9 protein-coding genes are annotated in these 14,886 nt (G+C 40.5%); 7 read left to right on the top strand and 2 right to left on the bottom strand.

Features of this window, described 5'->3' with window-relative positions:
- Positions 1-113 precede the first annotated feature (113 nt).
- The 7 genes from dnaE (at position 114) to I593_RS10575 (ending at position 11,769) form a co-directional block, all read left to right on the top strand.
- A complete protein-coding gene (dnaE, locus tag I593_RS10605) occupies positions 114-3,683 on the top strand; it encodes a DNA polymerase III subunit alpha (protein ID WP_016167572.1) in 3,570 nt (1,189 codons plus the stop codon).
- 41 nt (positions 3,684-3,724) lie between these two features.
- Positions 3,725-4,579 carry an RNA methyltransferase gene (locus I593_RS10600; protein ID WP_016167571.1) on the top strand — a complete coding sequence of 285 codons (855 nt, stop codon included), beginning with the start codon at positions 3,725-3,727 and terminating at the stop codon, positions 4,577-4,579.
- Complete coding sequence (cysE, locus tag I593_RS10595; RefSeq protein WP_016167570.1) at positions 4,572-5,381, top strand: serine O-acetyltransferase; 810 nt, start codon at positions 4,572-4,574, stop codon at positions 5,379-5,381. The genes I593_RS10600 and cysE overlap by 8 nt, the downstream gene beginning before the upstream one ends.
- A 117-nt stretch (positions 5,382-5,498) precedes the next feature.
- Positions 5,499-6,416, top strand: coding sequence for an ABUW_2363 family tetratricopeptide repeat lipoprotein (locus I593_RS10590; protein WP_016167569.1), 918 nt, complete (start codon positions 5,499-5,501; stop codon positions 6,414-6,416).
- A 119-nt stretch (positions 6,417-6,535) separates the two neighbouring features.
- The gene (locus I593_RS10585) at positions 6,536-8,542 is read left to right on the top strand and encodes an esterase/lipase family protein (protein WP_016167568.1); all 2,007 of its coding nucleotides are present in this window, start codon (positions 6,536-6,538) and stop codon (positions 8,540-8,542) included.
- Between the two features lie 317 nt (positions 8,543-8,859).
- Positions 8,860-10,494 (top strand): long-chain fatty acid--CoA ligase, encoded by a 1,635-nt coding sequence (locus tag I593_RS10580; protein WP_016167567.1) that lies wholly within the window; start codon positions 8,860-8,862, stop codon positions 10,492-10,494.
- Positions 10,495-10,947: 453 nt separating this feature from the next.
- Positions 10,948-11,769: an SDR family NAD(P)-dependent oxidoreductase gene (locus I593_RS10575; RefSeq protein WP_016167566.1), complete on the top strand. Its 822-nt coding sequence runs from the start codon at positions 10,948-10,950 to the stop codon at positions 11,767-11,769.
- A 91-nt stretch (positions 11,770-11,860) separates the two neighbouring features.
- On the opposite strand, the gene I593_RS10570 is transcribed toward I593_RS10575, so the two are convergent.
- A complete protein-coding gene (locus tag I593_RS10570; protein ID WP_016167565.1) occupies positions 11,861-12,475 on the bottom strand; it encodes a MarC family protein in 615 nt (204 codons plus the stop codon).
- A gap of 12 nt (positions 12,476-12,487) precedes the next feature.
- A complete protein-coding gene (locus tag I593_RS10565; RefSeq protein ID WP_016167564.1) occupies positions 12,488-14,548 on the bottom strand; it encodes a choline transporter in 2,061 nt (686 codons plus the stop codon).
- Positions 14,549-14,886: the final 338 nt, after the last annotated feature.

The following is a 14,886-nucleotide window of genomic DNA, read 5'->3' as shown; positions in this document are numbered from 1 at the left end:
ACAAGCTGATTCTGAGCTTTAGGCTATTAAAACTTAACCAATTCATTTCAATTAAACTCAGAATAAGCACAGAGCATGCTAAACTATTGAGTGGTTTTTGCAGGAACTCATTTATGCACTTTGTTCATCTTGGTATTCATACCGAATTTTCTATCACTGAATCTATCGTTCGGATACCTGATCTAATTAAAGCTGCCGTAAATGATGAAATGCCCGCTTTAGCATTAACAGATTTGTCGAACTTGCATGCAGCAGTCAAATTCTATGGCTCTTGCTTATCTAAAGGCATCAAGCCAATTTTAGGTTCAGTCATTCGACTCAATGATGCTGAACATCGTGTGACCTTATTGGCCATGACCAATCAAGGTTGGCGAGGACTCACTGAAATTGTTTCCCGTGGTTATATTGAAGGTCAACAACTCGACATCCCCTGCGTACAGAAAGACTGGGTTCTAGAACAACATCAAGATATTATTGCATTATTGGGTATGCACAGTGATGTTGGCAAAATGCTGTGTTCATCGAATCCGCAAAAAGCCGAACCACTCCTTGAACAGTGGATCGAGAAATTTGGCAACCGTGTTTATTTGGCGCTTACTCGAACTGATCGCCCCTTTGAAGAAGATTACATTGTAGAAGCCGTTAAACTGGCAAAAAAATATAACATTGGTGTAGTAGCACACAACGATGTGCACTTTATTACGCGTGAAGACTTTGAGGCACATGAAGCCCGCGTCTGTATTGCAGATGGTTATGTTCTAGGGGATGACCGTCGTCCTAAACCCTATAGCCCTGAGCAATATTTTAAAACTGCGGCTGAAATGACTGAACAGTTTTCAGATGTGCCGACCGCCATTGAAAACAGTTTCCATATCGCCCGACGTTGTAATGTCACACTACAATTAGGCAAATACTTCCTGCCTGACTACCCAATTCCTGAAGGTCACACCATTGACACTTTCTTTGAACATTTGTCCAAAGAAGGTCTAGAAGAGCGCCTCAATCACTTATACCCAGTAGAACAGCGTGGCGATGATTGGGCTGAAATCCGTAAACCTTATGATGAGCGTATTAATTACGAAATTAATATCATTAACTCAATGGGATTCCCTGGCTACTTCCTGATTGTCATGGACTTCATTCAATGGTCAAAAAATAACGGTGTACCTGTTGGTCCTGGTCGTGGTTCTGGTGCAGGTTCATTGGTTGCATATAGCTTAAAAATTACCGACCTAGACCCACTTCGTTACGATTTGCTTTTCGAACGTTTCTTGAACCCAGAACGTGTATCTATGCCCGACTTTGACGTCGACTTCTGTATTGCAGGTCGAGATAAAGTGATTGACTATGTGGCACGTAACTATGGGCGAGATGCAGTTTCTCAGATTGCAACTTTCGGAACCATGGCGGCAAAAGGTGCCATCCGTGATGTGGCACGTGTCTTGGGTAAATCTTATGGTTTAGCGGATCGTATTTCTAAAATGATTCCAACCAAACCTCTAGGTTTGTCTTTAGAGGAGTCGATTGAAGCCGAACCGCAACTGAAAGATATTGTCACCAATCCATCCAACCCAGACAATGACGATGCCGCAGAAATTTGGGAAATGGCACTTAAATTAGAAGGTATTACCCGAAATACAGGTAAGCATGCGGGCGGTGTAGTGATTGCACCAACTAAAATTACCGACTTCTCTGCGGTACTTTGTGATGCGGATGGTACAGGTCGTGTTGCACAATACGATAAAGACGATGTCGAAGCGGCAGGACTGGTTAAATTCGACTTCTTGGGTTTGCGTAACTTAACCGTTATCGAAGATGCAGTGCAAAATATTAACAAGCACTATCCTGCTGAGATACCACTGGATATTGCCAATATTCCTTTAGACGACAAAGATGCCTACTTGGTCTTTGCCAATGCCAATACGACAGCGGTATTCCAGTTTGAATCCGTCGGCATGAAAAAAATGCTCAAAGAAGCGCGTCCGAGCAAATTTGAGGAAATTATTGCCTTCGTATCTTTGTATCGTCCTGGTCCAATGGATCTGATTCCAGATTTTATTCATCGTATGCATGGTGGAGAGTTTGAATACTTACATCCTTTACTTGAGGGCGTACTCGAACCGACTTACGGGATTATGGTCTATCAAGAACAGGTGATGCAGGCTGCACAGTATTGTGCTGGCTATACACTTGGTGGTGCGGACTTATTGCGTCGTGCCATGGGTAAAAAGAAACCCGAAGAAATGGTGAAACAGCGCCAGATCTTTATTGAGGGTGCAGCAAAAAAAGATATTGATGAAGCCACGGCCAACCATATTTTCGACTATATGGAAAAGTTCGCAGGCTATGGGTTTAACAAATCCCATGCTGCTGCCTATGCTTTGGTTGCCTATCAAACCGCTTGGTTAAAAGCACATTACCCTGCTGAGTTCTTGTCTGCGGTACTCTCTTCGGAAATGCAGAATACCGATAACGTGGTATTCCTGATTGATGACTGCCGTACCAATGGTTTAGAAGTTTTACCACCTTCGGTTAATATGTCACTGTACCATTTCCATGCGACCAATGAGACAACCATTGTATATGGCTTAGGCGCAATTAAGGGTGTTGGTGAACAAGCCATGCAGTCTGTCATTGACTCTCGCTTGCATGACGGTCCGTATAAAGACCTGTTTGATTTCTGCCATCGAATTGATTTAAAGAAAATTAACAAGCGTACCCTTGAAGCGCTGATTCGTGCAGGTGCTTTAGACTGCTTAGGCATAGAACGTTCAAGCTTAATGGCACAGTTGCCAGAGGCTGTCCAAGCCGCAGAACAAGCACGTAGCAACCGTGAAACGGGTATTATGGATTTATTTGGTGAAGTTGAAGAAGTTCAACGTAAACCTGCCAAACCTGTGAAGCCTTGGTCAGATGAAGTCCGCCTTAAAGGTGAAAAAGACACGCTCGGCTTGTATTTAACAGGACACCCGATTGATGTGTATCGTCCTGAGTTAAAATCCTTCATTCCTGCCAAAATTAATGAACTGACACCAACACGTCGTGGTGTAACCACCGTTTTTGCAGGTTTAGTGGTTGATGTTGCCAACTTCCCGAACCGTGTCATGATTACCCTTGATGATGGTACATCACGAATTGAAGTGTCTGCCAATCATGAACGCTTCCAGCGCTTTAAAGACATTATTGTCAATGAACGCGTGGTGGTCATTGAAGGTGAAATTTATGAGCGCGAAGGTTTTGACCGTCCAATGGGACGCTTAACCAAAGCCTTTAGTCTGAACGAAATTCGCCAAAAACGTGCCAATAGTATTCAAATTAAGTTACAAGCAGATCATCTGAGCAAAACCTTAAGCCAAGATTTACAGAAAATCTTATTGCCTTATTGCAATGTCGATCTGTGCAATCATATTCCTGTGTTATTGCAACTTGATTATGCTTACGCCTCTGCGGAATTACATTTTGGTATGCAATGGAAAGTTGCGCCATTAGATGAACTTTTAAGTAAATTGCGCGATTATTTTGGTAAAGAAGCCATCTATATTGAATATCAGGTCAAGTCGAAAGCTGCCAAAGCCGTCAATTACGAACAAGCCAGACCTGCGCAAGTCCCTCCTCCACCTGCCGATTTAAGCATGGATGAGGCAATGGATTTATATCAAGCTGATGTTAATCAATATTCATAACGATTAAACACATTCAGTGATTTAACAAAATTGGAAATGTAATGAATCAATTCGACAATACTGCGGTTGCAGCACATCTTTCCCATGTCCGTATTGTCATGGTGAATACCACTCTACCTGCCAATATTGGAAGTGCATTGCGGGCCATGAAAACGATGGGACTTAGCCAGTTGGTCTTGGTTGCCCCAAAAACCTATCCGCATCCAGACATTGAAGCATTGGCAGCAGGTGCTGTAGACCTTATTCCGCATATTAAAATTGTAGAAACTTTAGAACAAGCTATTCAGGACTGTCATATTGTATTTGGTACAAGTGCACGTAGCCGAACAATTCCTTGGCCTTTGCTTGATGCACGTCCTGCAGCAGAAATGTCTCTCAAAGCTGTAGTCTCTCAACAGCAAAATATTGCGGTAGTGTTTGGTCGTGAAGACCGTGGCTTAACCAATGAAGAACTGGCTTTAGCCAACTATCATGTCACGATTCCAGTCAATACGGATTATGGTGTGTTGAATGTTGCACAAGCCATTCAAGTCATTTGTTACGAAATGCGTATAGCAGCACTGGCTCATGTAGAAAAAACTGAAGATCTTGAAGCAACTATGCCCGTTACCGATACCGCTCAAATGCATTGGGACGAGCCATTAGTCACGCATGATCAGATGCAACAATTTTACCCTCATTTAGAGAAAATGCTTGAAGATATTGAATTTTTAGATCCAAACAACCCAAGATTACTCCCTTTACGCTTGCGTCGCTTATTTGGGCGTATACAATTAGATAAAATGGAATACCATTTATTACGTGGCATTTTCAGCCGTGTACAAGCCTTGAATAAAGGCACTTGGAAACCATCTATACCAAAAACCAAAGACAAAGAGGATCCGTCTGATGCTTAAACAGCTCAAAGAGGATATACAAGCTGTCTTCGCGCGCGATCCAGCCGCACGAAACACTTTAGAAGTTTTAACCACTTACCCAGGCATTCATGCCTTAATCATGCACCGTATGGCACATGAACTGTGGAAAAAAGACTGTAAAGGCTCAGCTCGACTTCTGTCTTCATTTAGCCGTTTTGCGACAGGTATTGAAATTCACCCAGGTGCAAAAATTGGCCGCCGTTTTTTTATCGATCATGGCATGGGTGTAGTTATTGGCGAAACTGCCGAGATTGGTGATGATGTTACCCTCTATCATGGGGTGACGCTAGGCGGTACTACTTGGAATAAAGGCAAACGCCATCCTACCCTAGAAGATGGGGTAATTATTGGCGCGGGTGCAAAAATTTTAGGACCATTTACCGTAGGCAAAGGTGCAAAAGTTGGGTCAAACGCGGTGGTCACCAAAGCTGTACCTGCTGGTACGACGGCGGTAGGCAACCCTGCACGCTACATCAGTAAAGACATTCCAAAAGATCAAGATGAAGCACGTCGCCGTGATTATGCCGAAAGTATTGGATTCCAAGCCTATGCTGCAACACAAGACCAATCAGACCCTATGCTTGAAGGTATGCGTATTTTATTAGATCGTATTCAAAATAATGAAAAACGTATGAACACGCTTTGCCAACGTTTATCTCTGCTTGATCCAACGTTTAAAAAGCAGCAATTAAATGAACAACCCTACAGTGAAGAAGAGTTAAAAATTATTGAAGATGTACGTCGTGAATGTGAAGCACAAAGTAGCCAATCAAAGCCATAACAACATAATTAAGAACCAACTGTAACACGCCCTATATTGCATGTTCGCCTTAGTTTTCTTAGACTGACGGACATGCAATTTTTTTATTACATTTAAAAGAAAGAATGGATGAATACTATGACCTTAAAGCCTCTGGCACTCGCATTAGTTGCTGCATCATTTCTGACGGCGTGTAGCATAACCCCAAGCAAAGATAAAAACTCTAAAGAACCGATTATTTTCACGGAACCAGATATCACTCCCCCATTCTACGCCCTAAATCCATTTGACTATGCAGCACCGCCTCCATTTGAATTGGCATTGAAGCAAGCCGCTGCTCAGCCAGTAACGAAAATGGTAGTGACGAATTCAGCTAAACCAAATGAAAAAATTACCTTAGAAACAAATCGCTTGATCATTCCTACGGTGAATAACAACCAACGTACGATGAAATATGCCGTTTTAGCAGGTGAAAACGAAATTGATATCACAGATATTGATGACTTTTTACAGTTAGTTGAAGGCAAAGCACGTCACTACCCACCACGTTTTTCTGAGCGCAAAGAACGTAAAGGCTTCGAAGCAAAATTAAAACAAGTGACCCAAGAGTTAGATACGCTTGCTTCGCGTGATGATGCCTCTTTTGACATTTTAGTGCGTGCATTTAAAGCCAGCGTGATGGCACGTAATCTTGATTTAGGTTCTGTGTATACAACTAAATCTTTAACTTATGCACAGCGCATCTTGAAGATCAATCAAGATGACCCAGAAGCAAACTTCTGGTTTGGTTTTGGTTTATCTGAAGGTGGTGGTCAACGTGAAGCCATCCCTTACTTAGACAAAGCCATGAAAGCTGGTGTTCAGGAAGCTTATTTGTCTGCTGCCAATAACTACATTGCCATGGAACAAAAGAAAAGCGCTATTCAAATTCTGAAAAACTACAAACTCAAATATCCGCAAGAAGCTGCTGTTGCAGATCGCTTAATTAACGAAATTGAAACACAAGGGCGTTGGAATGTTTGGCAAGTATTAAACACTACCCCTAAAGCATCTTAGCCTCATTCACTGCATCAAATAGACCGTCCAGTACGGTCTATTTTTTTCTGTGCATTGAAAAAGCTAATAATTATCGTATGATTAAAAAAAATAAACAAAATGAAATTTAAGATCTGCCTATGCCAAAGAACTTTAGCCATATTGTCCTGCTCTCCATACTAGGCACTACTCTACTTTCGGGTTGCCAAGTTGTTACTGTCAAAAATCAGGCTGTCAAAGTCACCATTGCCAATGAACGTGAAAGTATTCTGACACGTGATAAGCTAAGTGAAGCAAGCCTGAATGTTTTATCCATGACAGGGCGAGAAGCTAAAATTTGCACAACCAATCCCACTCAATGCGTTCAGGAATTACAGCAAATTCCACAAATTCAAGACGAGCAATTATATTCTGCGGCCAGTGAACTATACCTAGCACGGGCGCTCGCATTAGAAGGTTCTTCAGACTGTAAAATTGGATTACTAACCAGCCGTAAATCTGAAGAAAAGCAAAAAATTCAGCAAGAAATTTATAATCAATGTCTAGAACAAGAATTAGACATGCTGGATAAAAGTATTCGCTACAGCTATGCCTACATGTTCAAAACCCAACGTGGCCCCGAAGATCGAATTTTTGATAACCGACAAGTACAAATACGTGATTTCTATAACTTAGCCATTGCAAAACTTTCTAACGCTTATAGCCTTCGTTACCCTGAAAAAGAAGTTCAACGTCAGATTAAAATTGGTCAAAGTGTTTATCATATTGATTTCAGTAATTATCCCTTATTGAAAGATCAGAAAATTGAACAACTCATGTCGAGTTATAATCTTAATTTCTCAGGTTTACGTTCGATTAACCGTCGTGATGGTTTTGGCTCTGAATTTGTGGTGGTCCTACCAGATTCCAATGCTCAGCAAAAAGAGTCTAATCAATACATTCTTGATCCTTTGCATTTTTCTTATGAAAGTGGAGTTAATCCAAATATTCATAAAGCGCGCTACTTGGCAGCAACATTTACCGCTGAACCTAAAGCAGCTACCTCAGTCAATGATATTTTAACCAAACCTGAATTTGTGATTCGGGCCTACGATCCGTATAAATATGAATCTATTCAGCTTGCAGGACATAAATACCCTTTAGCCGCTAACTTCTCGACGCCATACGGTTTATGGTTAGCTCAAAATAACTTGGGTAAAGCTGCTTATCTCACTCTGATTGACCGCGATAACCGTTTAACCATGCCCCATTTATATATGCTAGAACCTTACAATCCAAATAAAAAAGTAATTGTTTTGGTTCATGGTTTAGCCAGTAGTCCTGAAGCTTGGGTTCGTCTAACCAACGACATTATGGGTGATAAAGTCTTAAGAGAAAATTACCAAGTGTGGCAAGTGTTCTATTCGACCAATATGCCGATTATAGAAAGTCGCTTGCAAATTTACGCACTTCTTAAACAAAGTTTTGCACAAGTCAATGCAAGTGCTTCGGCAAAAAATGATGCTGTCCTGATTGGACATAGTATGGGCGGAATTATTTCCCGCCTCTTGGTCAGTGAAGCTGATGTCACTAAAAAAGCACTGTCGATGATGAGCAACCGACAACTAAGTAAATATAAAAATGTCCCTATTGTTGCACAGCGTATGCAAATACAAGATATTCCTAATTTTAGCCGTGCAATCTTTATTTCGGCTCCACACCATGGTACGGCTTATGCTGACCTTTGGTTTACTCGTGCTGCACGTAAAATTATTAAACTTCCGGGTGCTTTTTTAACTGCGGTGGGTGACACGCTACAAAGCCAAGATTTAGATTTCTCAGATTTAGTCAAACAAATTGACCAAGGGCTCATTCAAAATGGTCCAAGTGACTTAAGTCATAAATCTAAGTTTATGGCGATCACATCGGATATTACGCCGCGTAAGGGATTGTTATTTCATTCGATTATGGGAAATGACACCAAAAGTGATGATCCAAACCTCATTACCGATGGCATCGTACCTTATAAAAGTGCTCACCTAGAAGGCGCTGTCTCTGAAAAAATTATTCAAGGTGGTCATTCAATCCAAGAAACACCTGAGGCCGTGTTAGAGTTAAGACGTATTCTTCGTTTGCATCTCGTCCAACTTGGACTGTATAAACCTTAAATACATACAAGATAGAATCCATGCTTTTTTCATCACTCATGGGTTCTAGATACAAATTAAAAATGGATGCATAGTCATTTTTTTAAATGGTTTTCAATGTATTTTTTTATTACACCCACCAATAATGTGACCTGATACTCGCTTATATGGATCATTTAAATACGAACAACATTTCCTATAAGCAATTCAAAAGCCACATGATTATATGGGTCTAAGCTGCGCTGTTGACTTCATTCAAAAATAAGTTCATAAGAATCTTTAGCGCCTGCTAAGGGTTCTTATTATTAATTAAAATAGCGAACAAGGATGAATAAAAAATGTTTGGAAAAATGATGCATCAATCTTTATTGATTAGTAACCTGATTGAACATGCTGCAAAATATCATGCAGATACGTCTATTATTTCCCGCGAATTGAACGGTCAAATCACTACAACAAATTGGTCAAAAGTTCAACAAAATGCAAAAAGATTAGCAAATGCTTTAACAACTTTTAATCTAAAAATGGGGGATCGTCTTGCAACAATCGCGTGGAACAACCACCGTCACTTAGAATCTTGGTATGCTATTTCAGGGAGTGGTTATGTTTGCCATACCATTAACCCTCGATTATTTCCTGAGCAATTGGTCTTTATTATTAATGATGCACAAGATAAAGCTATTTTCTTTGATTCGACATTTTTACCTTTAATTGTAGCAATTCAAGATAAAGTGCCAACGGTTGAACACTTTATTTGCTACGGCTCTCGTGAGGAAAAGGTCTTAACTGCTCTTCCAAACGTAATTTTTTATGATGAGCTCATTCAGAACCAATCAACTGAATGGAACTGGCCACAATTTAGCGAAGAAACTCCAAGTTCTTTGTGCTACACCTCAGGTACAACAGGTAACCCAAAAGGTGTTTTGTATAGTCACCGTTCTACATTATTACATACCATGGCAATTAGCCTGCCAGATTCGTTAAATTTATCGGCCAAGGATATTGTAATGCCCGTGGTTCCAATGTTCCATGTCAATGCATGGGGTATCCCTTATGCTGCTGCAATGGTCGGTTGTACCATTGTGCTTCCTGGGCCGAATTTAGATGGTGATAGCCTAGTAAGCTTAATTGATGAATATAACGTTACAGTAGCTTTAGGCGTTCCAACAATTTGGCAAGGTCTACTCACTGCTGCGAAAAAACGTGGAACGAGCTTAGCAAGTATGACTCGTAACGTTGTCGGAGGTGCGGCATGCCCTCCTTCAATTATCCGTGATTTCAAAAACAACTATGCTTGTGACACCATTCATGCTTGGGGAATGTCAGAAACGAGTCCTTTAGGTACAGCGAATCAACCCAAAGCAAAACATTTAGCTTTAAATGAAGACGAGTTTGAAAAACTACGTTTAACTCAGGGTCGTCCACCATTTGGTGTTGAGTTACGTATTGTGAACGGCGACAGCATAACAGCATTGCCAAATGATGGTCATACTCAGGGTAATTTACAAATTCGAGGTCCATGGATTGTTGAAAATTACTTTAATCAAGAAAAAAGTGTACTCACCTCCGATGGTTGGTTCGATACAGGTGACATTGCAACCCTTGATGCGGATGGTTACATGACCATTTGTGACCGTGCTAAAGATTTAATTAAATCTGGTGGTGAATGGATATCCTCTGTAGAAATCGAAAATATTGCTGTTGGTCATCCAGAAATTCGGATGGCTGCCGCGATTGCTGCGCGTCATCCAAAATGGGATGAACGTCCAGTTCTAATTGCAGTAAAACAAGAAAACTCAGCATTAACCGAAGACGATGTACGTGCATATTTTGAAAACAAGATTGCTCATTGGCAAATTCCTGATGCTGTAATTTTTGTTGACGCACTTCCGATAAATGGTACAGGTAAAATCGTAAAAGCAGAACTACGCGCAAAGTTTAGTGATGTTCTACTCAATAGTGCACTTGCATAATACAAAACCTGCTGGCTATTTTGCTAAATCGGTAGCCAGCAGATCTTTCAGGTTAAGTGAAGATCATAAAACGGAATTTCATTTTTAATTCTTAAGCTTAAAATCTACATCTTACAGCTAATTTCTATTGGATTACGCTAGAAGCCATTCTATACATTCAACCAACATCTACTCGTCTCTTACTAAATTAGCCTTGGAAAATTAAAGAACTAGCATCAATTTTCCCAACATGCATACAGCCATTTTATTGGCAAAATCTCAAACAGAAATATATTTCATAACCCAAGAGTTATCTCTACATAGCGCCATGTACTGAATAATGTCAATTTTGCACATTCATCTATTCTTCAATGACTAAAAATTCGATTTCAATTAAAGTCCTATAGTTACGTATAAAACATAAAGAAAAAGTTAGGTTTCCTCATTAAATAGAATATTTCTAAGGATAGTGTAATGAAAAAAAAGATATCTAAAACAGCATGGGTTACTGGTGGCAGTAGTGGTATTGGTTTGGAGCTCACTAAACGTTTACTCAAAGACCAATACCAAGTCTGTATTTTTGCGCATGTAGGCATTCAGCAAGCAGTTAAAGAACTTAGCGAGATTTCATCAACAGTTAATGGATTTGAAGTCGATGTGCAGAATGAAAGCAGCTTGAACGAACAATTTGCGCAAGCAAGTGCTACATTTGGAACACCTGATCTTCTAATTAACTCAGCAGGAATCAGCATTGCAAAGAGTTTCGATGATATGACTTCGCAAGAGTTTGAACGCCAAATTCAGATTAACCTCGTTGGCAGTCGTAATGTCGCTCATGCTGCTTTACCGCATTTAAAACAAAAAGTTCAGCAAGGTAAACGCCCGAAGATTGTGTTTATTGCCTCTGCTGCTGGTTTGGTTGGTTGCTATGGCTATGCTGGTTATTGTGCATCTAAATTTGGTGTGGTTGGTTTAGCTGAAGTCCTTCGTATGGAATTACGCAACCAAAAAATTGATGTAGCGGTGGTTTGTCCACCAGAAGTAGACACGCCGCTTGTGACTGAAGAACACAAGAACGGCTCACCTATTACAGCTGCATTAAAACAATTAGGGGGAAGTATGTCTGTTCACACTGCATGTAAAGAAATTTATCAAGGTATTCTTTCAAATAAATTTATGATTATTCCTAGTGTACAGACTCGTATCCTAACAAAAATTTCATCCTTGTTGCCTAATGTTTATCGTAAGCAACTTGACAGAAAACTCGATCAAATTATTGAAAGATTGGCTTCTTAATCCAAGAATCAAATTATATTTTTAAATTACAATCATTTTTCTGGCATAAAAAACCGAATGATTAACATTCGGTTTTTGATTTGGAACCCTATTACATTTCCGATATAACACCCAAAATACCATTAATAATCATATCGACCGCAATCGTACCAATCAATAAAGCAGACAGTCGTCCAACGATGTCGACATAACGGTCAATGTATTTGGCGTGCTTATAGCGCAAATGATCATGCGCAAATTTCATTAAAATCATCAACACGCAGGTCAACGCCAAAGTCAAAAAAATAATCATGGCTGCACCGCCAATTGGTAGGGATATACCGGTCACCACCGCCGCACTAATAGTCCCCGGTCCAATCATAAAAGGCATGGCAATCGTTCCTGCTAGATGTTCAGGTGCACCACGCATTTCGCCAATAGTATCTGCCCCCTGAAACACATAGCGATAGCCAATCACCAAGAAAATCAGTCCACCAAAAATTTTAAATGCCTCAAAACGTACATTCAAATATTTGCTGAAAATCGTTTCTCCACCCCATGCAAACAGGACAAATACCACAAAAGCAATGAGGCACCCCTGAATCAAGGCTTTATTAAACACTTTAGCTTCGGAGTTACGAATCATGCCTATCATGTAAATGCTCATCAGGAACGGATTGAGCAATGAGAAAAACAAAGCGAAAGCATGTAAATATGAGGTCAACATGGCTCCTCCTAATTATCCTTGAGGGTCTGGAAATAAGGGACGATTCCCCGGACTAATTCGATTGATATGTAAGAAGGTCATATGGCGTTCATAACGATCTAGCACATCATTAATCACTTGCTCTTTGGTATAACCAACAAGGTCGTTGCCTTGAGAACCTTCATACAAATAGGTTTCGAGACGGTAATAAAACCGTTTACCCAGTTTGCCGCGTTCACTAAAGGTCGGTGCGATATAACGTACAGGCCAAATTTGATAGACAAAGTTTTGTTCTTCTTCCAAATGAATCATCAAATCTAAATGATACAGATTTGGATCTTCTTCTAACGCACTCTCTTGAACACTGATGTTGATACCCCGTTTTTGCATTTCCTCTGCAACCGCCATCACCGCGGGTCGACAAATGTCATCAAGCATACGCCGAGTATCGGTTGTTCCAGGGTGATGCATAACCCGAGACAAACGCTTTTTCCAGTTGAGAATGTCAACATTTCCTACCACAGGTGCTGCATTTAAGCTACTACTGGCTTGTCGATAATCTTCAAGTCTTAACGATTTGTATAAACCCGCCATCACCAAGAACATGACAAAACTAAACGGTAACCCCATAATAATGGTGGCATTTTGCAGCGCAGTAATCCCATTAGTCATCAACATGGCAAGGGTCAATAAACCAATCGCCACTGCCCAAAACACGCTTAACCAGCGTGGTGCATCATGATCGACATTGGTAAATTGAGTGGTGAAATTACCCAATACCAGTGCACCTGAGTCCGCTGAGGTCACATAAAACAGCAAGCCAGTAATGGTAGCTACCCCTACAATAAAGGGAAACCACGGATACTGTGCCAGCAAGTCATAAAAACCGTGTGCTGGGTTGGCAATCACACTCTGGGCAAGGGCTAAATTGCCATCAAAAATCACACTATGTAGCGCACTATTTCCAAATATTGATAACCACGTGAGGGTGAAAAATAAAGGAATAATCAGGGTTCCACTGACAAACTCACGAATGGTTCGTCCACGCGAAATACGTGCTAAAAACAAACCTACAAAGGGCGACCACGCCACCCACCATGCCCAAAAGAACAAAGTCCAACTGTTCATCCATTCTTTCGGTTGTTGAAAGGCAAAGCTTTCCAAGGTCATGCTTGGAAAGCGATTAATATAGTCCCCAATATTTTGTACAAAAGCATTCAGTAGAAATTCAGTATTACCTAAAAACAAAATAAACAGCATCAAACCGACAGAAACATAAATATTGATCTCGGAGAGAACACGTAGTCCTTTATTTACCCCTGATGTGACAGAGATAATCGTCATCACAACCGCAACTCCAATTAAGGCAGCTTGCATCCAGAGGTTTTCGGGTAAATCGAACAGCACATGCAAACCATAGTTCAACTGTACCACCCCAATCCCACAGGTCGTGGCAATACCAAAAATCGTCCCGATCACCGCAGCGGTATCGACACTGTGACCAATTGGGCCATGAATCTTTTTGCCAAAGATTGGATAGAGTGCTGAACGAATAGTGAGGGGTAAATTATAACGATAACTAAAATAGCCCAATGCCATGCCAATTAAGGCATACATACACCAGCCAGTTAAGCCGTAATGAAACAAAGTCCAGACCATACCTTGACGGGCCGCTTCAAAGGTCTGCCCTTCACCTACAGGTGGGTGCATATAGTGGGATAAAGGTTCTGCCACTGAGAAGAACATCAAATCGATGCCGATGCCAGCTGAAAACAGCATTGCAGACCAACTTAAAAGGCTAAATTCAGGCTTGGAATGTTTGGGGCCGAGTTTAATATCGCCATAACGTGAACAGGCAATAAAAATCACAAACACCATATACAAGGTCGCTGCGAGTAAGTAATACCAGCTAAAGGTTGAACTCACCCACGCCAAAACCATATTTAAGGTTTGATTGGCAAAGTCATTAAATAAAATGGTGGTAATAGAAAAAATTAAAATAATGAGAGCTGAAATATAAAAGACCACACCATTTAAACGGTCTTTAGGCGCTAATGTTTGATCATCAACTGCTCTTGGATTATCTGTTGCCATACAATCCTCAAGAAAGTAAATAAAAAAAGACAAAAGCCAATTTTTAAACTTCTCGTAGTCGAGAGCTTAAAAATCGACTAACGAAAACGACAGTATTTTTATCAACAATAAAAACGCTATCTTCTTTAAACCTGAATAACGGTCTAAATCATTTATGAGGTGCATTGGCTACACAGGCTTAAAATGTGAGCCCACCCTTGTTCATCGATATTCCGATTGGAATCTTGTAGATCTCCCTTCAACATGACTATATGAGCTTTCTCAACTCGAAAAAAGTATAAAACCGTAATCCGTTTAAATTTTAAACAAAACAAAAACAAAGTGACTCAAGTTAAATA

Source organism: Acinetobacter tandoii DSM 14970 = CIP 107469 (genome assembly GCF_000400735.1).
GTDB lineage: Bacteria > Pseudomonadota > Gammaproteobacteria > Pseudomonadales > Moraxellaceae > Acinetobacter > Acinetobacter tandoii.
This window is presented reverse-complemented; position numbering and strand designations above follow the sequence as displayed.